The following is a 20,386-nucleotide window of genomic DNA, read 5'->3' as shown; positions in this document are numbered from 1 at the left end:
CTCAGTCTCCTCAGGCTTCCGCAGCTTCGTCAGCGGCGGGCGCGGCGGCATCTTCAGGCTTCTTGAGGATGTCGGCCACCTTCTTGCCGCGACGCTGCGCGACCATCCGGGGGCTGCTTTCCTTGGTGAGACCGTCCAGCGTGGCGCGGATCATGTTGTAGGGGTTTTGCGAACCGATCGACTTGGCGACCACGTCCTGAATGCCGAGCATCTCGAAGACAGCACGCATCGGACCACCTGCGATGATCCCGGTACCGGTCGGGGCGGTGCGCATCACGACCTTGCCGGCACCGTGGCGACCTTCCTGGTCGTGGTGCAGGGTGCGGCCTTCGCGCAGCGGCACGCGGATCATCTGGCGCTTGGCTTGCTCGGTGGCCTTGCGGATCGCCTCAGGCACCTCTTTGGCCTTACCCTTGCCAAAGCCCACGCGGCCCTTCTGGTCGCCAACGACGACGAGCGCGGCGAAGCCGAAGCGCTTACCGCCTTTAACGGTCTTGGAGACGCGGTTGATCGCCACAAGGCGATCGGCGAATTCGGGGGTCTCGTCGCGGTCGCGGCGGTTGCCACCCCGGCGGTTGTTGTCACGTTCAGCCATTCATGGCGTCCTTTTCTCAGGTGGCGCGCGATGCGCCGGTTGTTTCAATCCAAGTGGCACAACAGCTGCGCCCCGGATCATCGAGGGGGCCGCGCGAGCAGCCCCCTTCAATCGTCAGATCTTCAGACCACCTTCGCGGGCAGCATCGGCGAGCGCCTTCACCCGACCGTGGAACAGAAAGCCGCCCCGGTCGAAATAGGCCTCTTCCACGCCGGCCTTCTTGGCCCGCTCGGCAATCGCGGCGCCCACCTTGGTGGCGGCCTCCACGTTGTTCTTGCCGACCACGCCCAGATCCTTCTCCAGCGAGGAGGCGGAGGCGAGGGTGACGCCCTGCAGGTCGTCGATCAGCTGCACGCTGATGTTCTTGTTGCTGCGGTGGACGGAGAGCCGCACGCGGCCCGCGTTCACCTTGCGAAGCTTGCTCCGAACGCGCATGCGGCGCTTCTGGAACAGTTGGCGTTTGGTGTTTGCCATGTGTCCGGTCCTTACCTCTTGCCTTCCTTGCGGAAGATGTACTCGTCTTTGTATTTGATGCCCTTGCCCTTGTAGGGCTCCGGCTTGCGCCATTCGCGGATGTTGGCCGCGACCTGGCCGACGAGTTGCTGATCTGCGCCTTCGACGATGATCTCGGTCTGCTTGGGGCAGGTGACGGTCACGCCTTCGGGCACGTCGAAGTTCACTTCGTGCGAGTAGCCCAGTGACAGCTTCAGGGTGTTGCCCTGCATCTGTGCCCGGTAACCCACGCCGTTGATCTCCAGCTCCTTCTTGAAGCCGTCGGTGACGCCCTCAACAAGGTTGGCCACCATGGTGCGGCTCATGCCCCACTGCTGGCGGGCCCGCTTGGAGGTGCCGCGCGGGGTGACCGAAACGGCATTCTCTTCAACGGCGAGCGTGACGTCGTCGGTGGCGGTGAAGCTGCGGGCACCCTTGGGGCCCTTCACTTCGATGGTTTGGCCGGAGATGGCAGCGGAGACACCGCTGGGCAGCTCGACCGGTCGTTTACCAATACGAGACATTGCGAAATCTCCTTAGAAGACAGTGCAGAGCACCTCACCGCCAACATTGGCGGAGCGGGCTGCTGCATCGGACATGACGCCGCGCGAAGTGGACACGATCGACACGCCAAGGCCCTGACGGACCTGCGGAATGTCGTTCACGCCCATGTAGACGCGACGGCCGGGCTTCGACACGCGCTTGAGGTCACGGATCACCGGGGTGCCTTCGTAGTACTTCAGGCTGATCTCGATTTCCGGATGTGCGGTGCCTTCCACGGGCTCGTAGCCGCGGATATAGCCTTCGTCGGCCAGCACATCGAGAACCCATGCGCGGAGCTTGGAGGCGGGCGTGCGGACGGTGGACTTGCCACGCATCTGCGCGTTGCGGATACGGGTGAGCATATCGCCGAGAGGATCGTTCATCTCAAATAACCTCCCTTACCAGGACGACTTGACCATGCCGGGGATCTGACCGTTGGAGGCCAGCTCGCGCAGCATGATACGAGACATCTTGAGTTTGCGGTAATACGCCTTCGGACGGCCAGTGAGCTGGCAGCGGTTGTGAAGGCGGGTGGGCGACGAGTTGCGCGGCAGCTTGGCCAGCTTCAGGCGCGCCTTGAAGCGCTCTTCCATCGGCTTGCTCTCGTCATTGGCGATTTCTTTCAGCGCAGCACGCTTGGCGGCATATTGCTCCACCAGCTTCTGACGCTTTTTCTCGCGTTCGATCATTGCTTTCTTTGCCATGGTCGGTGTCCTCAGCTGGTGAAGGGCATGTTGAACTGGGTCAACAGTGCCTTTGCTTCCGCGTCGGTTGCCGCGGTGGTGCAAATGATGATGTCCATGCCCCAGACTTCGTCGACCTTGTCGAACTCGATCTCGGGGAAGACGATGTGCTCCTTCAGGCCCATGGCGTAGTTGCCACGGCCATCGAAGCTCTTGCCCGAGATGCCGCGGAAGTCGCGGATGCGGGGCATGGCGATGGTGATGAGACGGTCGAGGAATTCATACATCCGCTCGCCGCGCAGGGTCACCTTGGCACCCAGCGGCATCTCTTCACGCACCCGGAAGCCGGCGATGGATTTCTTGGCCGTGGTCACCATGGCCTGCTGGCCGGCGATCTTGGTCAGGTCTTCCTGGGCCGACTTGGCCTTCTTGCTGTCGCGCACGGCTTCGGCACCACAGCCGATGTTGAGCACGATCTTGTCCAGACGCGGGATCTGCATGTCGTTCTTGTAGCCGAACTCTTCTTTCAGAGCGGCGCGAACGGTCTCGTCAAAATGCGTCTTGAGACGGGGGGTGTAGTTGGCAGCATCAAGCATCGATCACGTCTCCCGTGGTCTTGGCAACGCGCACCTTCTTGCCGTCTTCAACCTTGAAGCCAACGCGGGTGGGCTTGCCGTTGGCATCCACGTAGGCGAGGTTGGAGAGGTCGATGGGCATCGCCTGCGGCACGCGGCCGCCCTGGGCATTCTGGCTCTGGCGCTGGTGACGAATGGCCATGTTCAGCCCTTCCACCACGGCCTTGCCGGCCTTCGGGTCAACCGAGACGATATCGCCGGTCTTGCCCTTGTCCTTGCCGGTGAGCACGATAACCGTGTCACCCTTCTTCAGTTTCGCAGCCATCTTACAGCACCTCCGGGGCGAGCGAGATGATCTTCATGAAGTTCTTCGAGCGGAGCTCGCGAACGACTGGGCCGAAGATACGGGTCCCGACAGGCTCGTTGTTGTTGTTGAGGATGACGGCGGCGTTGCGATCAAAGCGGATCGCGGTGCCGTCTTCGCGGCGAACTTCCTTGGCGGTGCGAACGACAACGGCTTTACGCACGTCACCCTTCTTCACGCGACCGCGCGGGATGGCTTCCTTGACGGAGACGACAATGATGTCGCCCACCGAAGCGTATTTACGCTTGGAACCACCCAGGACCTTGATGCACTGAACCCGGCGCGCGCCGGAGTTGTCAGCTACATCCAGATTGGTCTGCATCTGGATCATTTAGGTTTCTCCCGACCTATGGGGGCTGTTCTCGTTAGCTCCCCCAGGGTTTCGCTCAAACCGAAAGGTCTGTTGGCCTCAGGCCGTCAGAACCTCCCAGCGTTTCGTCTTCGATTTCGGCGCACATTCCTGAATGCGAACCTGATCGCCCACCTTGAAGCTGTTGGCTTCATCGTGAGCGCGATACTTTTTGGATTTCCGCACAGTCTTGTGCAGCAGCGGGTGCTTGAAGCGGCGCTCGACGAGGACGGTCACGGTCTGTTCGTTCTGGTCGCTGGTCACGACGCCGGTGAGGATACGTTTGGGCATCGTCTTACGCCTCCGCCTTGGCTTTTTCGTTGAGGATCGTCTTCACACGGGCCACGTCACGACGGACGGTGCGCATGCGGGCGGTGTTCTCGATGGAGCCACCGGCCTGCTGGAAACGCAGGTTGAAGGCTTCTTTCTTGAGGTCGACAAGAGCATCGCGGAGCTGATCCGGCGTCTTGTCACGCAGTTCTTGGGCGTTCATCGCCATCTTCCTTTTTCAACAGTCACCGGCGGGCCCCTTGTGGGTGACCCCGTTTCCGATGGAGTTCACATGGTGAAGGCCGCCCTATAGGGGGGAATCGGAAGTGTGGCAAGGGGTTTTTCCCGGTGCGCGCGCCGCAGCAGGGGCACGCGCACCGGATAGGCTCACTCGGCCCCGGAGTCGAGGCCACCGGAAACGAACTTGGTGGTATAGGCCTGCAGCCCGAGTCGTTCCATCAGGCCAAGTTGCAGATCGAGCCAGTTCTGGTGACCCACCTCGTCAATCGCGATCTCTTCGAAGAGCGCCTTGCTGGCCAGATCGCCGGCGTCCCATGCGGCGCGGGCGGCCTCTGTATAAAACGCGATGGCATCGCGCTCGTCCTTCAGATCGGAGCTGAACATGTCCTGCAGGGAGCTTGCAACCTTCGGGGTTTCGGCAAAGCCCATCTCAGGTGCGCCGCCGAGTTCGAAGATCCGGGCAAGGAAACGGTCGGAATGGCCAAGCTCTTCCGCAAATTCCTCGCGCATCTGGGCCGCCAGCAGATCGAGCCCCCAGTCGTCGAGCAGATGGGCGTGCAACTGATACTGGTGCGCAGCCGTCATTTCCATCTGGAGCGCGGTATTCAGGTTCTTCAGTGTAGTGTCGTTCGACATGATCTTACGCCTTCTCGGTCATAGAACTTATATATTCGTACATATGCATGTTTGCCCGGATTATAAGCCCAGAGCGCCGCTTGTCTGAAGAAATCCTGTCCGCGCACGCCAATCCGCTGCAACGCGCGTTCTGGCCTTGGCGGCGCCCATGCGCTACGTCCAAATCATGGCCCAGATCTCATCTCTCTTCGTGACCCGCCTCTACCGCGCCGCCCTGTCGGAGCAAAAGCCCGCCGTCGACCCGCAGGAGCTGGAAGCCAGCTGCTTCACCATCGCCGAGGATGATGAAGCCGGGCAGGAATGGTGCGAGGAAAACGGCTACCCCGGCTACACCTCCTACGCCTCCCTCTCCGACCTCCCCTGGCGCTTCCCGATCTTCAAGGCGCTGGCCAAGAACCTCGACGCCCACGTCGCCGCCTTCACCGAAGACCTCCAGTTCGACCTCGACGGGCGGGCGCTGGTGCTCGAGGACCTCTGGATCAATATCCTGCCCGAAGGCGGCTCCCACGGCTCCCACATCCACCCACACGCGGTAATCTCGGGCACCACCTACGTGTCGATGCCCGAAGGCACCTCGGCCCTGAAGCTGGAAGACCCCCGCTCGGCCCGCATGATGGCCGCCCCCATGCGCCGCAAGCACTGCCGCGAGGAGCTGAAACGCTTCGTCTCGGTCGCCCCGGCTGTAGGCGACGTACTGCTCTGGGAAAGCTGGCTACGCCACGAGGTGCCGATGAACATGGCCGAGGAAGAGCGGGTCTCGGTGAGCTTCAATTATCGGTGGGAGTGAGGGCCAGCCCCCCCGCACGGAAATCGCTCCCGTTGAGGGAGTGAGCCACGAACGTGGCGGAGGTCGCCGGCCTTGATTTTGTACATACAAACGTGCATATTTAACCCATGAAGATCGGCGGGGTTGATTGGGATGCCGGGAATTGGCCGAAGTGCGGAAAGCACGGTGTGTCTCAGGCGGAGATCGAGCATGTGCTCCGCACCATGACCCTCCGCATCCCCGATCCGTTTCCCGGGGAGCCACGCTTTCGCACCGCCGGGCAAACGCCGGAGGGCCGTTACGTGTTCTTGGTCTACATGCACCGGGAGAAAGACGGCGCACTATGGCTGCGCCCGATCAGCGCACGCTATATGCACGCCAAGGAGATACGACGCTATGAAGACGCAAAAGAAGCCATGGCCAAGCCTCCCGAGTGATGAGGCGGCGGAAGCCTTTGTGGAAGAGGCCGACCTGTCGGAGTTCGACTGGGGAGTTGCCGAGCCAGCCGCTTACGAGTTCGAAGACAAATCCGCCCGCGTCACCATGCGGATGCCGGAAAGCCAACTCGCCGCCATCCGCGCCGAGGCCGAGAAGCGCGGGGTGAAGTATCAGCGTTTCATGCGGGAGTTGATGGAGCGCGGGATGCGGACGTTGTGACAATCGGCACGAGGCCGGTGCAATCCTCGGGCCATGGAATGCCAATACGCCCGATCTATACGGACCGCCAATAGGTAGGTCTCAACCGCTGGTCGCGGCGAGCCCCAGAGTCGATGAGCCAGGCATCAAGCCGGCGCCCCCGAGTTGAGATAGCCCACGAGAAGCGAGATGAACGCGCCGACGTGGACGACCATGATCGCCCGGTCTTTCCACATGACCCCCACGGCAAACCACAGCAGGATTCCGAAGAAGAAGGCAAAAACGTTCCACGGCACCACATTTAGCCCCGTCAGGCCGTAGCCGACGAGTTGAATGGCCGTCGCCACCCATTTGACCGTATCGACAGTCTTCATCGCTCACCCTCCCAAAAAACGAAAACCCCCGCCGGATCGCTCCAACGGGGGTTTCAATCTCGTAGGGTGGGCAATCTGCCCACCACCCGATCACCAGTCTTCGCGAACCACGGTGCGGGTCTTGATCGGCAGCTTCATCGCGGCCAGGCGGAGCGCCTCGCGGGCGATCTCCTCGGACACGCCGTCGATCTCGAACATCACGCGGCCGGGCTTCACCTTGGCGGCCCAGAAGTCCACCGAGCCCTTACCTTTACCCATCCGGACTTCGACCGGCTTGGAGGTGACGGGCAGATCGGGGAAGATCCGGATCCAGACGCGGCCCTGACGCTTCATGTGGCGCGTCATGGCACGGCGGGCAGCCTCGATCTGACGGGCGGTGATGCGCTCGGGCTCCACCGCTTTCAGGCCGAAGGTGCCGAAGTTCAGGTCAGACCCGCCCTTCGCCTGGCCCTTGATGCGGCCCTTGTGCATCTTGCGGAATTTAGTGCGTTTTGGTTGCAGCATTATTCCAACTCCTTACCGGTCACGGCGGGGGCGCGGGCCTCCGCCTTCCTGGAGCTCTTGGGCTTTACGATCGCGAGCCGACGGGTCGTGCTCCATGATCTCGCCTTTGAAGATCCAAACCTTGATGCCGATGATGCCGTAGGGCGTGGAGCCTTCGGCGTGTGCATAGTCGATGTCGGCCCGCAGGGTGTGCAGGGGCACGCGGCCCTCGCGATACCACTCGGTCCGGGCGATCTCGGCACCGCCAAGGCGGCCCGCGACGTTGACCCGGATGCCAAGGGCACCCATACGCATGGCGTTCTGCACCGAGCGCTTCATGGCGCGGCGGAACGACACCCGGCGCTCGAGCTGCTGCGCGATGCTTTCAGCCACCAGGGCGGCGTCCAGCTCGGGCTTGCGCACTTCAACGATGTTGAGGTGCAGCTCGCTGTCGGTCATGTTCGCCAGCTTGCGGCGCAGACCTTCAATGTCAGCGCCTTTCTTGCCGATGATCACGCCGGGGCGCGCGGTGTGGACCGTCACCCGGCACTTGCGGTGCGGGCGCTCGATGATCACACGGCTGACGCCGGCCTGCTTGCACTCTTCCTCGATGAACTCGCGGATCGCGATGTCTTCGAGCAGAAGGTTGCCGTAGTCCTTGGTATCGGCATACCAGCGGCTGTCCCAGGTGCGGTTCACCTGAAGCCGCATACCGATCGGATTGACCTTGTTACCCATCAGGCTTGCTCCTCGATCTGGCGGACCTTGATGGTCAGCTCGGCAAACGGCTTGACGATGCGGCCAAAGCGGCCACGGGCACGCGGGCGACCGCGCTTCATCGTCAGGTTCTTGCCGACCCAGGCCTCAGCGACGATCAGCTCGTCGACGTCCAGGTTGTGGTTGTTCTCGGCGTTGGCGATGGCGGACTGAAGGCATTTCTTCACGTCCACGGCGATCCGCTTCTTGGAGAAGGTGAGATCGGCCAGAGCCTTCTCGACCTTCTTGCCACGGATCATCGCAGCGACGAGGTTCAGCTTTTGCGGCGAGGTGCGAAGCATGCGGGCCTTGGCCAGTGCCTCGTTGTCTTCCACGCGGCGGGGATTCTTGTCCTTGCCCATGGTTACTTCCTCTTCGCTTTCTTGTCTGCGGCGTGGCCGTAGTAGGTGCGAGTCGGCGAATATTCACCGAACTTCTGGCCAATCATGTCCTCGGAAACGTTCACCGGGATATGCTTCTTGCCGTTGTAGACGCCAAAGGTGAGCCCCACGAACTGGGGCAGGATGGTGGAGCGGCGCGACCAGATCTTGATGACCTCGTTGCGACCCGACTCGCGGGATTTTTCGGCCTTCTTGAGGACATAGCTGTCAACAAACGGGCCTTTCCAAACAGAACGCGACATGTGTTAGCGACCCTTCTTCCTGGCGTGACGCGAGCGGATGATCAGCTTCTGCGACGCCTTGTTCTTGTCACGGGTGCGGCGACCCTTGGTGTCCTTGCCCCACGGAGTAACCGGGGTCCGGCCACCGGAGGTGCGGCCTTCACCACCACCATGCGGGTGGTCGATCGGGTTCATCGCAACGCCGCGAACAGAGGGGCGCTTGCCCATGTGACGGACGCGGCCAGCCTTGCCGAGGTTCTGGTTGCTGTTGTCGGGGTTGCTCACTGCGCCAACCGTGGCCATGCACTCCTGACGCACCAGACGAAGCTCGCCGGAGCTGAGGCGCACCTGCGCGTAGCCACCGTCACGGCCAACAAACTGGGCATAGGTGCCCGCTGCGCGTGCGATCTGGCCGCCCTTGCCGGGCTTCAGCTCGATGTTGTGAATAATCGTACCGATCGGCATGCCGATGAACTGCATCGCGTTGCCCGGCTTCACGTCGGCCTTGGCCGAAGAGACAACCGTGTCACCAACGGCGAGGCGCTGGGGGGCGAGGATGTAGGCCTGCTCACCATCCTGATAGCGGATCAGGGCGATGAAGGCGGTGCGGTTGGGGTCGTATTCAATGCGCTCAACGGTCGCCGGAACGTCCATTTTCTTACGCTTGAAATCAACGATGCGGTAGAGACGCTTCGCGCCACCACCACGACGACGCGCGGTAATCCGTCCGGTGTTGTTCCGGCCGCCCTTCTTGGTCAGACCCTCGGTGAGGGATTTGACCGGACGTCCTTTCCACAGCTCCGAACGGTCGATCAGCACCAGCCCACGCTGGCCCGGCGTCGTCGGCTTATACGACTTGAGTGCCATGTTAACTGTCTTCCGTTTTCTGTGCGGGCGGCTTGCGCTGCCCTGATGTTTAAGGCCCCCGTAGGTGCCCGGGATGTGCTCCGCACTGGTCGCAACCGACCAAAAGCGAAGCCCCGGACGAATCCGGGGCTCTTGCGGATGCCTCCCTTTAAGGGCGGGGCCTCAGCCGGTCAAGGCCCGCAAGGGCATATTCGCCTGCCATGCGGGGGCTTTGCCAATCATTTTCCGGCAACCCGCCTTATTCTGGCCCGTCTCTGTCGCCTAATCTTCCGGTCGAAGGGAACAACCATAGGCAGAGGGGCCGCTTTTATGACGATCCGGACCATTGAGGACGCGGGTAAACATCAGTTCGTCGTGAGTATCCGCCAATCCGGCTTTTGGCCGCGCACGCAGGCCTTCCGCCTGATGGACGACCTCGAAGCCGCGCTTCCGGTTCTGCATCGCGCATTGGACGCCGCCAACCACTATTACTTTGCCCTTGATCCCACAGACGGGGCCTGGCGCGAAGAGCATAGCGCCTTCGATCCTTGGGCCAGCCCCCACAGCCTCGCCATCTGGAAGCGCCTCGCCCGCACGCGTGATCTGCACGCGCGGCTTGAGGCCTGGCTGCTGGAGGTGGAACGGATGATGGCCTTCTCGCTCTTCGACGGGATGTATGAGAGCGAAACCTGCCATTTCTGCGAGCCGCTCATTTCCACCCTCGCGCTATCCAACCCGCGCTTCGTGCCCCATTACGCGCGTTTCATGCGCCACTGGGAGATGTCGCGCGAGCAACGCCAGCGCGACACCATCGACCAGATCGTGCGCCGCCACGGGGTCACCCCGGAAACCGAAGATCTGCTCTTCATCCGCGTCGTCCAGGCCCCCGGCAAAACCGGCGAGGCTCAGGTGGAAGGTTTGATGGATGTGCTCAATCGCGCCTACGGCGACTTCATGACCTCGCCGCTCTACCACCGGATCTTCGACGCGCTCAACCCGCCGGAATCTGCGGAAGCCCCCCTGCCCTCCGCCGCCTGAGGGTGCGGCAAGGCGGGGGGCCGTGCGCGGGTAACCTCCGCGCTGCGACCACCGATGATTTCATATGCGGTAGAGAGCGACCCGCGAGGTTGAAAACCGCAATGGAGACTCTGGCCGACGCAGGAGCGCAAGCGCACTGCTGACGGCTAGGCATTGATGCGTGATAGCTTGGGCTGCGCCGGTCTCACCCTCGCCGCAGCCCGGCAAGGTCAGTCGCCGAGCAACCGCTTGAGAAGCGACCGGCGTGGCGCTGGTGTGGCCTCGACAGGCGCGGGGTTCGCCTCCTCAGCCGGCGGTCGCTGGCTGGCACTGGGGCCTTGCATCGGCGGGCGCTTTGGCGTGATCGGGGCGGCGGGCGCCTCCTCCGGCTCCGCTGCTGCTGCCGCCTCTGCTGCAGCCCGCGCTGCCGCCTCTTCGGCAAGCAACTCTTCAATCGTCTGGTTGGTCACCGCCGTGGCTACCTTGCTTGGCTTGCCCTTGATCGGCTCCCTGCGCAAATATTCCATGGTTCAAACCTCCAGCACAGACAAAATTCTCTACGTAACAGGCCTCAACCTGCCACCAGAATTGGGCGACCTTACGTAAACTTTGTGAAAATACAGGCCGGGCGCCGCGCAACAAAAAAAGGCCCCGCGCGTGGCAGGGCCTTTTCAAATTCATACGGCGGGGGCTAACCCACCAGCCGGATCAGAGCCCGGTGGACACGTCGATCGTGTTGCCCTCTTCGAGGGTCACATAGGCCTTCTTGACGTCCTTGCGCTTGCCGGGCTGGCCGCGGAAGCGCTTGGTCTTGCCCTTGGTGATGGTCGTGTTCACGGCCTTCACCTTCACACCGAAGAGGCTTTCGACGGCCTCCTTGATCTGCGGCTTGTTGGCGTCAATGGCGACCTCGAAAACCACGCCGTTCGCCTCGGAGGCCATGGTGGCCTTCTCGGTGATGACGGGCTTCACGATCACGTCGTAATGTTCTGCCTTGGCACTCATTTCAGTCGAGCCTCCAGAGCTTCGACACCCGCCTTCGTCAGAACGAGGGTATCACGCTTCAAGATGTCATAGACGTTGGCACCCATGGAGGGCAGCACGTCCAGACCGTCGATGTTGGCGGAGGCGCGGAGGAAGTTCTCGTTCACCTCGGCTCCGTCGATCACCAGCGCCTTCTTCCAGCCCAGCTCTTTGAACTGCTTGGCCAGCTGGCCGGTCTTGGCTTCGGCCATGTTGGCGTCTTCCAGGATAACCAGCTTGCCCTCTTGCGCCTTGGCGCTCAGGGCGTGCTTCAGGCCGAGGGCGCGGATCTTCTTGGGAAGATCGTGGCCGTGGCTGCGCGGGGTCGGACCCTTGTAGATACCACCCTTGCGGAAGATCGGCGCGTTGCGGTCACCGTGGCGTGCGCCGCCGGTGCCCTTCTGGCGGTAGATCTTCTTGGTGGAGTAGCTCGTTTCCGAACGGGTCTTCACCTTGTGCGTGCCGGCCTGCGCCTTGTTGCGCTGCCAACGGACGACGCGGTGCAGGATGTCGGCGCGGGGCTCGAGGCCAAAGACCTCTTCGCCCAGATCGACCGACCCGGCTTTGCCGCCGTCGAGTTTGATCACGTCGAGTTTCATTCGTCGCCATCCTTCTTCTCTTCGGCCGCGGGGGCGTCGCCCTCTTCGGCCTTGTCGGCGTCAATCGAAGCCTCTGCCTCTTGCAGCGCGGCGGCTTCAGCGGCGGCGGCCTCTTCGGCTAGGCGCTTCTCTTCGGCCTCGGCTTCGGCAGCAGCGGCGGCAGCGGCTTCTTCAGCGGCCTTCGCGGCTTCCTCGGCGGCAGACTTCAGAGCAGCAGGCAGAATGGCGTTCTCAGGGAACGGTTTCTTCACCGCATCCTTGATCGTCACCCAGCCACCCTTGGAGCCCGGCACCGCGCCCTTGACCATGATAAGGCCACGGTCGCTGTCGGTGCGGACAACCTGCAGGTTCTGCGTGGTCACGCGGGCAGCACCCATGTGACCGGCCATCTTCTTGCCTTTGAACACGCGGCCCGGATCCTGACACTGGCCGGTGGAGCCGTGCGAACGGTGAGAGATCGACACACCGTGGGTGGCGCGCAGGCCCCCGAAGTTGTGCCGCTTCATCGCACCGGCAAAGCCTTTACCGATCGAGGTGCCGGAGACGTCCACGAACTGACCCTCAAAGTAGTGGTCGGCGGTGATTTCCTCGCCCACTTCGATCAGGTTCTCGGGGTCCACACGGAACTCGGCGAGCTTGCGCTTGGGCGCAACCTTGGCCGCCGTGAACACACCGCGCATCGGCGCGGAGGTCCGCTTGGCCTTGGCCGAGCCAGCGCCGAGCTGAACGGCAGAGTAGCCGTCGGTCTCGGCGGTGCGCTTGGCCACCACCTGCAATGCGTCAAGCTGCAGTACCGTCACCGGAATCTGCTTGCCGTCTTCCATGAAAAGCCGGGTCATGCCGACCTTCTTTGCGATCACTCCAGAGCGCAACATACCAATGCCCTCCCTTAGACCGAGATCTGAACGTCCACGCCCGCAGCGAGGTCGAGCTTCATGAGCGCGTCCACGGTCTGGGGGGTGGGGTCAATGATGTCGAGCAGGCGCTTGTGGGTACGGATCTCCCACTGGTCACGGCTCTTCTTGTCGATGTGCGGGCCGCGCAGAACGGTGAACTTCTCGATCTTGTTCGGCAGCGGGATGGGCCCGCGCACCTGCGCGCCGGTCCGCTTGGCGGTCGCAACGATTTCCTGAGTGCTGGCGTCCAGCACGCGGTAATCGAACGCCTTCAGGCGGATCCGGATATTTTGGCTTTGAATGGCCATTTTTGCGTTCCTTTACGATTGAGAGGAGGGGCGATTGAGGCCGCCCCTCTTCGAACCGGTTTCAATGTTGCCGGCGGTTGTACCCGCCGGCGCTCTTTCTCGACTGAGTGGCTCTCATCGGTTTTCACCGAAAACCGACTGCCGCCACCAGGCGCGTTTGCGTGCAAGCGCGCCTTACTCGATGATCTTGGAGACCACGCCGGCGCCGACGGTGCGGCCGCCTTCGCGGATGGCGAAGCGCAGGCCGTCTTCCATGGCGATCGGGGCGATCAGCTCAACCGTGAACGACACGTTGTCGCCCGGCATCACCATCTCGGTGCCCTCTTTCAGGGTCACCGTCCCGGTCACGTCCGTCGTGCGGAAGTAGAACTGCGGGCGGTAGTTGGCGAAGAACGGGGTGTGACGGCCGCCCTCTTCCTTGGTCAGGATGTAGGCCTCGGCTTCGAACTTCGTGTGCGGCGTCACCGAACCCGGCTTGCAGAGCACCTGGCCCCGCTCAACGGCTTCACGGTCGATACCGCGCAGCAGCGCACCGATGTTGTCGCCAGCTTCACCACGATCCAGCAGCTTGCGGAACATTTCCACGCCCGTGCAGGTCGTCTTCTGGGTGTCCTTGATGCCGACGATCTCGATTTCGTCGCCCACGTTGATCACGCCGCGCTCGACACGACCGGTCACAACCGTACCGCGACCGGAGATCGAGAACACGTCCTCGACCGGCATCAGGAACGGCTGGTCCACGGCGCGCTCGGGCGTCGGGATGTACTCGTCAACGGCAGCCATCAGCTCCTTGATCTTCTCTTCACCGATCTCGGGCTTGTTGCCCTCCATCGCCGCCAGAGCCGAACCCGCGATGATCGGGATATCGTCGCCGGGGAAGTCGTAGGACGACAGAAGCTCACGCACTTCCATCTCGACGAGCTCCAGAAGCTCCTCGTCGTCCACCTGGTCGACCTTGTTCATGAACACGACCATGGCCGGGATGCCAACCTGACGGCCGAGCAGGATGTGCTCGCGGGTCTGGGGCATCGGGCCGTCAGCGGCGTTCACCACCAGGATCGCGCCGTCCATCTGGGCGGCACCGGTGATCATGTTCTTCACGTAGTCGGCGTGGCCGGGGCAGTCGACGTGGGCGTAGTGACGCGCGTCGGTCTCGTACTCCACGTGCGCCGTCGAGATGGTGATCCCGCGGGCCTTCTCTTCCGGCGCGCCGTCGATCTGGTCGTAGGCGCGGAAGTCACCGAAATACTTGGTGATCGCAGCCGTCAGCGTCGTCTTGCCGTGGTCAACGTGACCAATCGTGCCGATGTTCACGTGCGGCTTGTTACGTTCAAACTTTTCCTTAGCCATGATGGCCTCCTTGTCTCTGGGGGCGGTCGCTTACGCGAATTTCGCCTGGATTTCTTCGCTGATGTTCTGCGGCACCGGCTCGTAGTGGTCGAACAACATGGTGAAGTTCGCCCGGCCCGAGGACATGGAGCGCAGGTTGTTGATGTAGCCGAACATGTTGGCCAGCGGCACGAAGGCGTCGATGGCGATCGCGTTGCCACGGTTTTCCTGACCCTGCACCTGACCGCGACGGGAGGTGAGGTCACCGATGATGTTGCCGGTGTATTCTTCCGGCGTGATCACTTCGACCTTCATGATCGGTTCAAGCAGCTTGGCGCCGGCTTTCTTCATGCCTTCGCGCATGCCCATGCGGGCGGCGATTTCGAAGGCCAGAACGCTGGAGTCAACGTCGTGGAACTTACCGTCGATCAGCGCAACCTTGAAGTCGATCACCGGGAAGCCTGCCAGCGGACCGGAGTCCATGACCGACTTGATGCCCTTTTCGACGCCGGGGATGTATTCCTTCGGCACCGCACCGCCAACGATTTTGGACTCGAAGGAGTAACCTTCGCCCGGCTCGGTTGGCGAGATGACCATTTTGACTTCGGCGAACTGACCCGAACCACCCGACTGTTTCTTGTGGGTGTAGGTGTGCTCGACCTCGTGACCGATGGTCTCGCGGTAGGCCACCTGGGGGGCACCGATGTTGGCCTCAACCTTGAATTCGCGCTTGAGGCGGTCAACGAGGATGTCGAGGTGAAGTTCGCCCATGCCCTTCATGATGGTCTGACCGCTCTCGAGGTCAGTTTCCACGCGGAAGGACGGGTCTTCAGCGGCCAGACGGGCAAGACCCTGAGACATCTTCTCTTGGTCGGCCTTCGTCTTGGGCTCAACGGCGATCTCGATGACCGGATCGGGGAAGGTCATGGTTTCCAGAACCACCGGTGCGTTGGCGGCACAGAGCGTGTCACCCGTGGTGGTGTCTTTCAGACCGGCCAGCGCGATGATGTCGCCGGCAAATGCCTCTTCGATCTCTTCGCGGTTGTTCGAGTGCATCATCATCATCCGACCGATGCGCTCTTTCTTGCCCTTGGTCGAGTTCAGGATGCTGTCACCCTTGTTCATCTTGCCCGAGTAGATCCGGGTAAAGGTGAGCGAGCCGACGAAGGGGTCGTTCATGATTTTGAACGCGAGGCCGGCGAAGGGCATGTCGTCATCCGCGCGGCGCGCGATGTCGCGGGTTTCGGTCTCATCGTCCGGCGCAAAACCCATGTAGTCGACCACGTCGAGCGGGCTCGGCAGGTAGTCGATCACGGCGTTGAGCAGGGGCTGAACACCCTTGTTCTTGAAGGCGGAGCCGCCCAAAACCGGCACGAAGTGCAGCGCGAGGGTGCCCTTGCGCAGCAGGGCGCGCAGGGTTGCGATGTCGGGCTCGTTGCCTTCGAGGTATTCCATCATGGCGTCGTCGTCTTCTTCGACGGCGGCCTCGATCATCTTGCCGCGCCACTCGTCGGCCATGTCCTTGAGGCTGTCGCGGATCGGGGCCTTGATCCAGGATGCACCCAGATCTTCGCCCTGCCAGAGCCACTCTTCCATGGTCACGAGGTCGACCAGACCTTCGAGCTCGTTCTCGGCCCCGATCGGAATGCCAACCGGCACGGCGCGGGCACCGGTGCGGTCTTCGATCATGCGCACGCAGTTGAAGAAGTCAGCGCCGATCTTGTCCATCTTGTTGACGAACACCATCCGCGGAACCTTGTAGCGGTCAGCCTGACGCCACACGGTTTCGGTCTGGGGCTCCACGCCGGCGTTGGCGTCGAGCACACAAACGGCACCGTCGAGCACGGCCAGCGAACGCTCGACTTCGATGGTGAAGTCAACGTGGCCGGGGGTGTCGATGATGTTCAGGCGGTGCTTTTCGGAGTCGGGCTCGGTGCCATTCTCGGTGCGCTCCCAGAAGGTGGTGGTCGCAGCCGAGGTGATGGTGATCCCGCGTTCCTGCTCCTGCTCCATCCAGTCCATCGTGGCTGCACCATCGTGCACCTCACCGATGTTGTGGCTTTTGCCGGTGTAGAACAGGATCCGCTCGGAGCAAGTGGTCTTGCCGGCGTCGATGTGCGCCATGATGCCGAAGTTGCGGTATCGGTCGAGGGGGTAGTCGCGGGCCATTGGAGTGTGTCCTCAGGTGTGAGTCTTGGGTTACCAGCGGTAGTGGCTGAATGCCTTGTTGGCATCGGCCATCTTGTGGGTGTCTTCACGCTTCTTCACGGCGGTGCCACGAGATTGAACAGCGTCGATCAGCTCACCGGCCAGACGCTCTTCCATGGTGTTCTCGTTGCGGGCGCGCGAAGCGGTGATGAGCCAGCGGATCGCGAGAGCTTCGCGGCGCTCGGGGCGCACTTCGACGGGCACCTGATAGGTGGCACCACCAACCCGGCGGGAACGAACCTCAACCGACGGCTTGATGTTGTCGAGGGCCTCTTCGAACACCTCGATGGGCGCGCGCTTCAGCTTGGTCTCAACCCGGTCCAGCGCGTTGTAGACGATGCGCTCGGCGACGGATTTCTTGCCGTCAACCATCAGGTTGTTCATGAATTTCGTCAGAACCTTATCGCCGTATTTGGCGTCGGGCAGGACTTCGCGCTTCTCGGCAGCGTGACGACGGGACATTGCAAATTCCTCTTACTTCGGACGCTTGGCGCCGTACTTCGAACGGCGCTGCTTGCGGTCTTTGACGCCCTGGGTGTCGAGCACCCCGCGCAGGATGTGATAGCGAACGCCGGGAAGGTCTTTCACACGGCCGCCACGGATCAGAACCACGGAGTGCTCCTGAAGGTTGTGGCTTTCACCGGGGATGTAGCTGATGACCTCGAAACCATTGGTCAGGCGCACCTTGGCAACCTTCCGCATGGCCGAGTTCGGCTTCTTCGGCGTGGTGGTGTAGACGCGGGTGCAGACACCACGCTTCTGCGGGCACCCTTCAAGGTGCATCGACTTGGATCGTTTGACTTTGGGCTGCCGCGGCTTGCGGATCAGCTGTTGGATCGTCGGCATTCCGGTTTTCCCCGTCTCGCTCGTTCGTTCATCTAAGGCGCGGGCTGTGCACCGCCCGGCGCCGGTTCAGGTCTTGCGCGAGTGGCGGAATGCCAAACGCAAATACCGCTCCCGTTTCCAAACTCGGAAACGACGCGGTGGAATCTCAGAGGATCGAGGCACTTCCTGCCTGGATCGTGGCCACTTCGATTTTGATACGCAGACACAACTGGGGCAGGCCCCGGGTGTCCCGTGTGCGCGGCGTATAGGGGGAGTCGCGGTGCCTGTCAACACCTGCCCGCCTTGCATGAGCGGCTCTGGGGATATACGCGGCGCCATACCCGCACCCTTGCCACACCGCTGCCCGCCCCCTAGCCTGCCGCCGGGGCAGCGCTCATAAGATCAAGGACCAGTAACATCGTACAGATTCTCGGACTCTGCCGGTTCTCCTACCCCTGTTACGGGGGGTTCCGGCGCGAGCATGAAACCATCCAGCACCGGATAGACTTTCTCTACGGCGAAGAACGGCTGGAAGAGCGGTTTCGCTACTTCGAAACCTTCACCCTGCCCGGCCTTCGGCTGCAAACCGACGAGGACTTCAAATTCGTCGTTCTCGCGGGCAACCAGCTGCCCAAGGCCTATGACGAGCGCCTCAAGGATATGCTCGCCACGCTGCCGCAGGCCCGGCTGGTGCAATACGAGCCGCTCAACCACCGCGCGGCCTGTCTCAAGGCGATGCAGGAGCATATCGACCCGAAAGGCGGCGTTTGCGGGCAGTTCCGGCTCGATGACGATGACGGGGTGAGCTACCGCTTTGTCGAACGCTTCCGCGAGGCCTTCGACGACGGCCACGAGGTGATGAAGCGCGAGCACAAGTTCGCCGTGGATTTCAACCAGGGTTACACCGTCTGCATCGACAAAGAGGGCATCCGTGCCTGCGCCCAGCAGCGGCAATACTGGACCCCCGCGCTCGGCGTCTACATTCGCCCGCATATCGACAAGACGGTTGTCCACTTCCGGCACGATACGATCTGGCGGCAGATGACCACGCTCACCTACACCGGCGAAGACATGTTCGTGCGCGGGCTGAACTCCACCAACGGCACCCCCTTCAAGAAGAAGGACTTCGAAGAGATGGTGCCCATCGAGGGCGCGGTGGCCCGGGCGCTGTCGAAGAACTTCGGGATCACCGAAGAGGCGCTCGCGAAATTTCACGCCGCCGAATCGCAAGCCTCCGCTCGCGCAGGTAGGTAAAGAGCCCGGCGGCGATGACGATGGCCGAGCCTGCGAGCGTGAGCGGGCCGGGGAAGTCGCCAAAGGCCAGCAGGCCCAGCACCAGCGCCCAGAGCAGGCCAGTGTAGCGGAAAGGCGCAACGAAGCCCATGTCGCCCACCCGCACGGCCGTGACCGAGAAGAGGTAAGCAAACAGGATCGAAATCACCGATCCGCCAAGCGCCAGCGCATTGCTGGCAGAGACCGGCGCCCAAGGCTCGAACAGCGCCGCAATTCCCGCCGCCGCGCCCACGGAAAAGCCGGTGACGGTGGCGACGGTTAGGGAGGGCAGCGCACCGCTCATCTTGCGGGTCAGCACGTCACGCGCCACCACGGCAACCACCGCCGCCAAGGCCCAGATCGAATAGCTGGTAAAGCCCTCGCCGCCCGGCTGCACGATCAGCAGCACCCCGACGAAACCCACCAGAATCGCCGACATCCGCCAAATTCCTATGGCCTCGCCAAAGAACAGCGCGCCCGCCAGCGTCACCATAAGCGGCGCGGCCTGCAGGATCGCCGTCGCGTTGGCCAGCGGCATGTTGTAGAGCGCGGTGAGGAAGAACAGCGCGGCGAAAATTTCGCTCAGGCTGCGCAGCACCAGCAGCCACCCGTCGCCACGGCTGAGCCGAAACCGCAACGCCCCCCGCCACCACGCGAGCAACGCCAAAAGCGGCGTCACCGCAAGCCCGCGCAAAAACACCGTCTGCATCAGCGGCAAGTCATCAGACAGCGATTTGACGAAGGTGTCGTTGATGGTGAAAGCCGCCATCGAAGCGGTCATCAACACCGCGCCACGCAGGTTTTCGGAAAGCTCGGCCATGGCGCAAGCGGTAGGCCGATTATGTGACTGGCGCAAGTATTGTCGCCCGCCTGCAAGCCCCCTACTTCAGCTGGCTGTCCTTGGAGCCGCGCCGGTTGATGCCGCCCCGCGCCTTGAACTGCCCGTCGCGCTCCTGCTGGCAGTCGATGCAGAGCTTTACCCCCGGAATGGCCGCGCGGCGCTTTTCGGGAATCGGCTCTTCGCATTCGGCGCAATGGGTCAGGCTTTCGCCCTGCGGCCCGCTCCGGGCGCGCATGCGCTGCAACTCATCGCTGATCGAGGCTTCGATCTGCTCGCTCACCGCCCCGTCTTTGGCCCATCCACCAGCCACGTCTAAACCTCCGATTTGCTAACCTTCTATGCACAACTTGTCGCAACGTAAACTTTTTGCCACTTTTCACGGCGGCGTCGCCGGATTTCTCTGGATTTCCCGACGTAAAGCAGCAAGCCTGACGAAGATAACGAGTGACTTGGTTCATTTTCAACTAAGGGACAAAGCACTTGAGCGAAGCATATTACAATCTCGATGGATCAACACGTAAGCGGCCATGGTGGCAAGTCTACCGGATGCCGCTTCAGTGGAAGGCGATCTTTTTCATCGCGGCACTTGCCGGCGTGGTTCTCTACCTGATGGAGCCGGGCAGCCGGGACGTGGCGGTGCATGAGAAGCAGGCCATCACGGCGCTGACGGTGTCGCTGCTTGTTTCGGTGCTGCTTTCGGCGCTGGCTGGCATGTTGCATCGCGGGCGGCAGTTTCGGGCCGGGGCGCTGATGCTGGTGGCCACGCTGCTGATGAACGCGGCGCTCTTTGCCGCCTATTCCAGCACCTTCCACCTCTTCGGCTTCTGATCTCCGCTTC

At 62.3% G+C, this 20,386-nt stretch carries 34 protein-coding genes; 6 read left to right on the top strand and 28 right to left on the bottom strand.

Annotated elements, in window-relative coordinates:
* Positions 1 to 10: 10 nt before the first annotated feature.
* The 11 genes from rpsE to ACXAG6_RS03755 all read right to left on the bottom strand — a co-directional run bounded on the left by rpsE (position 11) and on the right by ACXAG6_RS03755 (position 4,747).
* Entirely contained in the window at positions 11 to 595 is a 585-nt protein-coding gene (gene rpsE / locus ACXAG6_RS03805; RefSeq protein ID WP_140012687.1) for a 30S ribosomal protein S5, read from the bottom strand.
* Between the two features lie 114 nt (positions 596 to 709).
* On the bottom strand, positions 710 to 1,069 hold the full coding sequence (rplR, locus tag ACXAG6_RS03800; RefSeq protein WP_475335155.1) for a 50S ribosomal protein L18: 360 nt from the start codon (positions 1,067 to 1,069) through the stop codon (positions 710 to 712).
* Between the two features lie 11 nt (positions 1,070 to 1,080).
* Positions 1,081 to 1,611 carry a 50S ribosomal protein L6 gene (gene rplF, locus ACXAG6_RS03795; RefSeq protein WP_475335152.1) on the bottom strand — a complete coding sequence of 177 codons (531 nt, stop codon included), beginning with the start codon at positions 1,609 to 1,611 and terminating at the stop codon, positions 1,081 to 1,083.
* Positions 1,612 to 1,623: 12 nt separating this feature from the next.
* Positions 1,624 to 2,013 carry a 30S ribosomal protein S8 gene (rpsH, locus tag ACXAG6_RS03790; protein ID WP_140012684.1) on the bottom strand — a complete coding sequence of 130 codons (390 nt, stop codon included), beginning with the start codon at positions 2,011 to 2,013 and terminating at the stop codon, positions 1,624 to 1,626.
* A 15-nt stretch (positions 2,014 to 2,028) separates the two neighbouring features.
* Positions 2,029 to 2,334 carry a 30S ribosomal protein S14 gene (gene rpsN / locus ACXAG6_RS03785; protein WP_140012683.1) on the bottom strand — a complete coding sequence of 102 codons (306 nt, stop codon included), beginning with the start codon at positions 2,332 to 2,334 and terminating at the stop codon, positions 2,029 to 2,031.
* Positions 2,335 to 2,345: 11 nt separating this feature from the next.
* A complete protein-coding gene (gene rplE, locus ACXAG6_RS03780) occupies positions 2,346 to 2,909 on the bottom strand; it encodes a 50S ribosomal protein L5 (protein ID WP_140012682.1) in 564 nt (187 codons plus the stop codon).
* Positions 2,902 to 3,213 (bottom strand): 50S ribosomal protein L24, encoded by a 312-nt coding sequence (gene rplX / locus ACXAG6_RS03775; RefSeq protein WP_140012681.1) that lies wholly within the window; start codon positions 3,211 to 3,213, stop codon positions 2,902 to 2,904. Before rplX ends, rplE begins: the two co-directional genes overlap by 8 nt.
* Position 3,214: 1 nt before the next feature.
* Positions 3,215 to 3,583 (bottom strand): 50S ribosomal protein L14, encoded by a 369-nt coding sequence (gene rplN, locus ACXAG6_RS03770; protein ID WP_074257809.1) that lies wholly within the window; start codon positions 3,581 to 3,583, stop codon positions 3,215 to 3,217.
* 78 nt (positions 3,584 to 3,661) lie between these two features.
* A complete protein-coding gene (gene rpsQ, locus ACXAG6_RS03765; RefSeq protein ID WP_140012680.1) occupies positions 3,662 to 3,892 on the bottom strand; it encodes a 30S ribosomal protein S17 in 231 nt (76 codons plus the stop codon).
* Between the two features lie 4 nt (positions 3,893 to 3,896).
* Positions 3,897 to 4,094 carry a 50S ribosomal protein L29 gene (gene rpmC, locus ACXAG6_RS03760; protein WP_140012679.1) on the bottom strand — a complete coding sequence of 66 codons (198 nt, stop codon included), beginning with the start codon at positions 4,092 to 4,094 and terminating at the stop codon, positions 3,897 to 3,899.
* Between the two features lie 164 nt (positions 4,095 to 4,258).
* Complete coding sequence (locus ACXAG6_RS03755; protein WP_140012678.1) at positions 4,259 to 4,747, bottom strand: ferritin-like domain-containing protein; 489 nt, start codon at positions 4,745 to 4,747, stop codon at positions 4,259 to 4,261.
* Between the two features lie 166 nt (positions 4,748 to 4,913).
* On the opposite strand from ACXAG6_RS03755, the gene ACXAG6_RS03750 reads away from it, so the two are divergent.
* From ACXAG6_RS03750 to ACXAG6_RS03740, 3 genes are all read left to right on the top strand, one after another.
* A complete protein-coding gene (locus ACXAG6_RS03750; RefSeq protein ID WP_475335147.1) occupies positions 4,914 to 5,534 on the top strand; it encodes a 2OG-Fe(II) oxygenase family protein in 621 nt (206 codons plus the stop codon).
* Between the two features lie 107 nt (positions 5,535 to 5,641).
* Positions 5,642 to 5,950 (top strand): BrnT family toxin, encoded by a 309-nt coding sequence (locus ACXAG6_RS03745; RefSeq protein ID WP_475335145.1) that lies wholly within the window; start codon positions 5,642 to 5,644, stop codon positions 5,948 to 5,950.
* Positions 5,910 to 6,170 (top strand): CopG family antitoxin, encoded by a 261-nt coding sequence (locus ACXAG6_RS03740; RefSeq protein ID WP_475335142.1) that lies wholly within the window; start codon positions 5,910 to 5,912, stop codon positions 6,168 to 6,170. The genes ACXAG6_RS03745 and ACXAG6_RS03740 overlap by 41 nt, the downstream gene beginning before the upstream one ends.
* Before the next feature lie 125 nt (positions 6,171 to 6,295).
* Here the strand turns inward: ACXAG6_RS03740 and ACXAG6_RS03735 are convergent, their stop codons facing one another.
* The 6 genes from ACXAG6_RS03735 to rplB form a co-directional block, all read right to left on the bottom strand.
* Positions 6,296 to 6,523, bottom strand: coding sequence for a DUF6552 family protein (locus tag ACXAG6_RS03735; RefSeq protein WP_475335140.1), 228 nt, complete (start codon positions 6,521 to 6,523; stop codon positions 6,296 to 6,298).
* A gap of 90 nt (positions 6,524 to 6,613) precedes the next feature.
* Complete coding sequence (gene rplP, locus ACXAG6_RS03730; protein ID WP_475335137.1) at positions 6,614 to 7,027, bottom strand: 50S ribosomal protein L16; 414 nt, start codon at positions 7,025 to 7,027, stop codon at positions 6,614 to 6,616.
* Between the two features lie 12 nt (positions 7,028 to 7,039).
* A complete protein-coding gene (rpsC, locus tag ACXAG6_RS03725) occupies positions 7,040 to 7,744 on the bottom strand; it encodes a 30S ribosomal protein S3 (protein ID WP_140012673.1) in 705 nt (234 codons plus the stop codon).
* Positions 7,744 to 8,124: a 50S ribosomal protein L22 gene (rplV, locus tag ACXAG6_RS03720; RefSeq protein ID WP_140012672.1), complete on the bottom strand. Its 381-nt coding sequence runs from the start codon at positions 8,122 to 8,124 to the stop codon at positions 7,744 to 7,746. Before rplV ends, rpsC begins: the two co-directional genes overlap by 1 nt.
* Before the next feature lie 2 nt (positions 8,125 to 8,126).
* Complete coding sequence (rpsS, locus tag ACXAG6_RS03715) at positions 8,127 to 8,405, bottom strand: 30S ribosomal protein S19 (protein WP_140012671.1); 279 nt, start codon at positions 8,403 to 8,405, stop codon at positions 8,127 to 8,129.
* A 3-nt stretch (positions 8,406 to 8,408) separates the two neighbouring features.
* Positions 8,409 to 9,251, bottom strand: a complete 843-nt coding sequence (gene rplB / locus ACXAG6_RS03710; protein ID WP_140012670.1) for a 50S ribosomal protein L2 — start codon at positions 9,249 to 9,251, stop codon at positions 8,409 to 8,411.
* Positions 9,252 to 9,560: 309 nt separating this feature from the next.
* On the opposite strand from rplB, the gene ACXAG6_RS03705 reads away from it, so the two are divergent.
* A complete protein-coding gene (locus tag ACXAG6_RS03705) occupies positions 9,561 to 10,268 on the top strand; it encodes a hypothetical protein (RefSeq protein ID WP_475335133.1) in 708 nt (235 codons plus the stop codon).
* 209 nt (positions 10,269 to 10,477) lie between these two features.
* On the opposite strand, the gene ACXAG6_RS03700 is transcribed toward ACXAG6_RS03705, so the two are convergent.
* From ACXAG6_RS03700 to rpsL, 9 genes are all read right to left on the bottom strand, one after another.
* Complete coding sequence (locus tag ACXAG6_RS03700) at positions 10,478 to 10,774, bottom strand: hypothetical protein (protein ID WP_475335131.1); 297 nt, start codon at positions 10,772 to 10,774, stop codon at positions 10,478 to 10,480.
* A gap of 181 nt (positions 10,775 to 10,955) precedes the next feature.
* Positions 10,956 to 11,252: a 50S ribosomal protein L23 gene (locus ACXAG6_RS03695; protein ID WP_140012667.1), complete on the bottom strand. Its 297-nt coding sequence runs from the start codon at positions 11,250 to 11,252 to the stop codon at positions 10,956 to 10,958.
* Complete coding sequence (rplD, locus tag ACXAG6_RS03690; protein ID WP_140012666.1) at positions 11,249 to 11,869, bottom strand: 50S ribosomal protein L4; 621 nt, start codon at positions 11,867 to 11,869, stop codon at positions 11,249 to 11,251. The genes ACXAG6_RS03695 and rplD overlap by 4 nt, the downstream gene beginning before the upstream one ends.
* Positions 11,866 to 12,744, bottom strand: a complete 879-nt coding sequence (rplC, locus tag ACXAG6_RS03685; RefSeq protein WP_140012665.1) for a 50S ribosomal protein L3 — start codon at positions 12,742 to 12,744, stop codon at positions 11,866 to 11,868. The genes rplD and rplC overlap by 4 nt, the downstream gene beginning before the upstream one ends.
* Positions 12,745 to 12,758: 14 nt before the next feature.
* Entirely contained in the window at positions 12,759 to 13,067 is a 309-nt protein-coding gene (gene rpsJ, locus ACXAG6_RS03680) for a 30S ribosomal protein S10 (RefSeq protein WP_140015970.1), read from the bottom strand.
* Between the two features lie 180 nt (positions 13,068 to 13,247).
* Complete coding sequence (tuf, locus tag ACXAG6_RS03675; protein WP_475335129.1) at positions 13,248 to 14,423, bottom strand: elongation factor Tu; 1,176 nt, start codon at positions 14,421 to 14,423, stop codon at positions 13,248 to 13,250.
* A 30-nt stretch (positions 14,424 to 14,453) separates the two neighbouring features.
* Positions 14,454 to 16,571, bottom strand: coding sequence for an elongation factor G (gene fusA / locus ACXAG6_RS03670; protein WP_475335126.1), 2,118 nt, complete (start codon positions 16,569 to 16,571; stop codon positions 14,454 to 14,456).
* A gap of 30 nt (positions 16,572 to 16,601) precedes the next feature.
* Positions 16,602 to 17,072 carry a 30S ribosomal protein S7 gene (gene rpsG, locus ACXAG6_RS03665; RefSeq protein ID WP_140012662.1) on the bottom strand — a complete coding sequence of 157 codons (471 nt, stop codon included), beginning with the start codon at positions 17,070 to 17,072 and terminating at the stop codon, positions 16,602 to 16,604.
* A gap of 12 nt (positions 17,073 to 17,084) precedes the next feature.
* Positions 17,085 to 17,456 carry a 30S ribosomal protein S12 gene (rpsL, locus tag ACXAG6_RS03660; RefSeq protein ID WP_088665025.1) on the bottom strand — a complete coding sequence of 124 codons (372 nt, stop codon included), beginning with the start codon at positions 17,454 to 17,456 and terminating at the stop codon, positions 17,085 to 17,087.
* A 375-nt stretch (positions 17,457 to 17,831) separates the two neighbouring features.
* On the opposite strand from rpsL, the gene ACXAG6_RS03655 reads away from it, so the two are divergent.
* Positions 17,832 to 18,689 (top strand): glycosyltransferase, encoded by an 858-nt coding sequence (locus tag ACXAG6_RS03655; RefSeq protein WP_475337911.1) that lies wholly within the window; start codon positions 17,832 to 17,834, stop codon positions 18,687 to 18,689.
* Here ACXAG6_RS03655 and ACXAG6_RS03650 read toward each other — a convergent pair.
* Together ACXAG6_RS03650 and ACXAG6_RS03645 are read right to left on the bottom strand one after the other, a co-directional pair.
* Positions 18,622 to 19,527 carry a DMT family transporter gene (locus ACXAG6_RS03650; protein WP_475335124.1) on the bottom strand — a complete coding sequence of 302 codons (906 nt, stop codon included), beginning with the start codon at positions 19,525 to 19,527 and terminating at the stop codon, positions 18,622 to 18,624. The genes ACXAG6_RS03655 and ACXAG6_RS03650 overlap by 68 nt on opposite strands.
* 61 nt (positions 19,528 to 19,588) lie before the next feature.
* Positions 19,589 to 19,858, bottom strand: coding sequence for a DksA/TraR family C4-type zinc finger protein (locus tag ACXAG6_RS03645; protein WP_140012659.1), 270 nt, complete (start codon positions 19,856 to 19,858; stop codon positions 19,589 to 19,591).
* A gap of 170 nt (positions 19,859 to 20,028) precedes the next feature.
* Here ACXAG6_RS03645 and ACXAG6_RS03640 point away from each other — a divergent pair, with 170 nt between their 5' ends.
* Positions 20,029 to 20,376 (top strand): hypothetical protein, encoded by a 348-nt coding sequence (locus tag ACXAG6_RS03640; RefSeq protein WP_475335121.1) that lies wholly within the window; start codon positions 20,029 to 20,031, stop codon positions 20,374 to 20,376.
* The last annotated feature ends 10 nt before the right edge of the window (positions 20,377 to 20,386 follow it).

The sequence above is a fragment of the Vannielia sp. ABF1_015 genome (assembly GCF_056160745.1).
The sequence above is the reverse complement of the archived record's forward strand: the minus strand, read 5'-3'. Positions and strand labels throughout refer to the sequence as shown.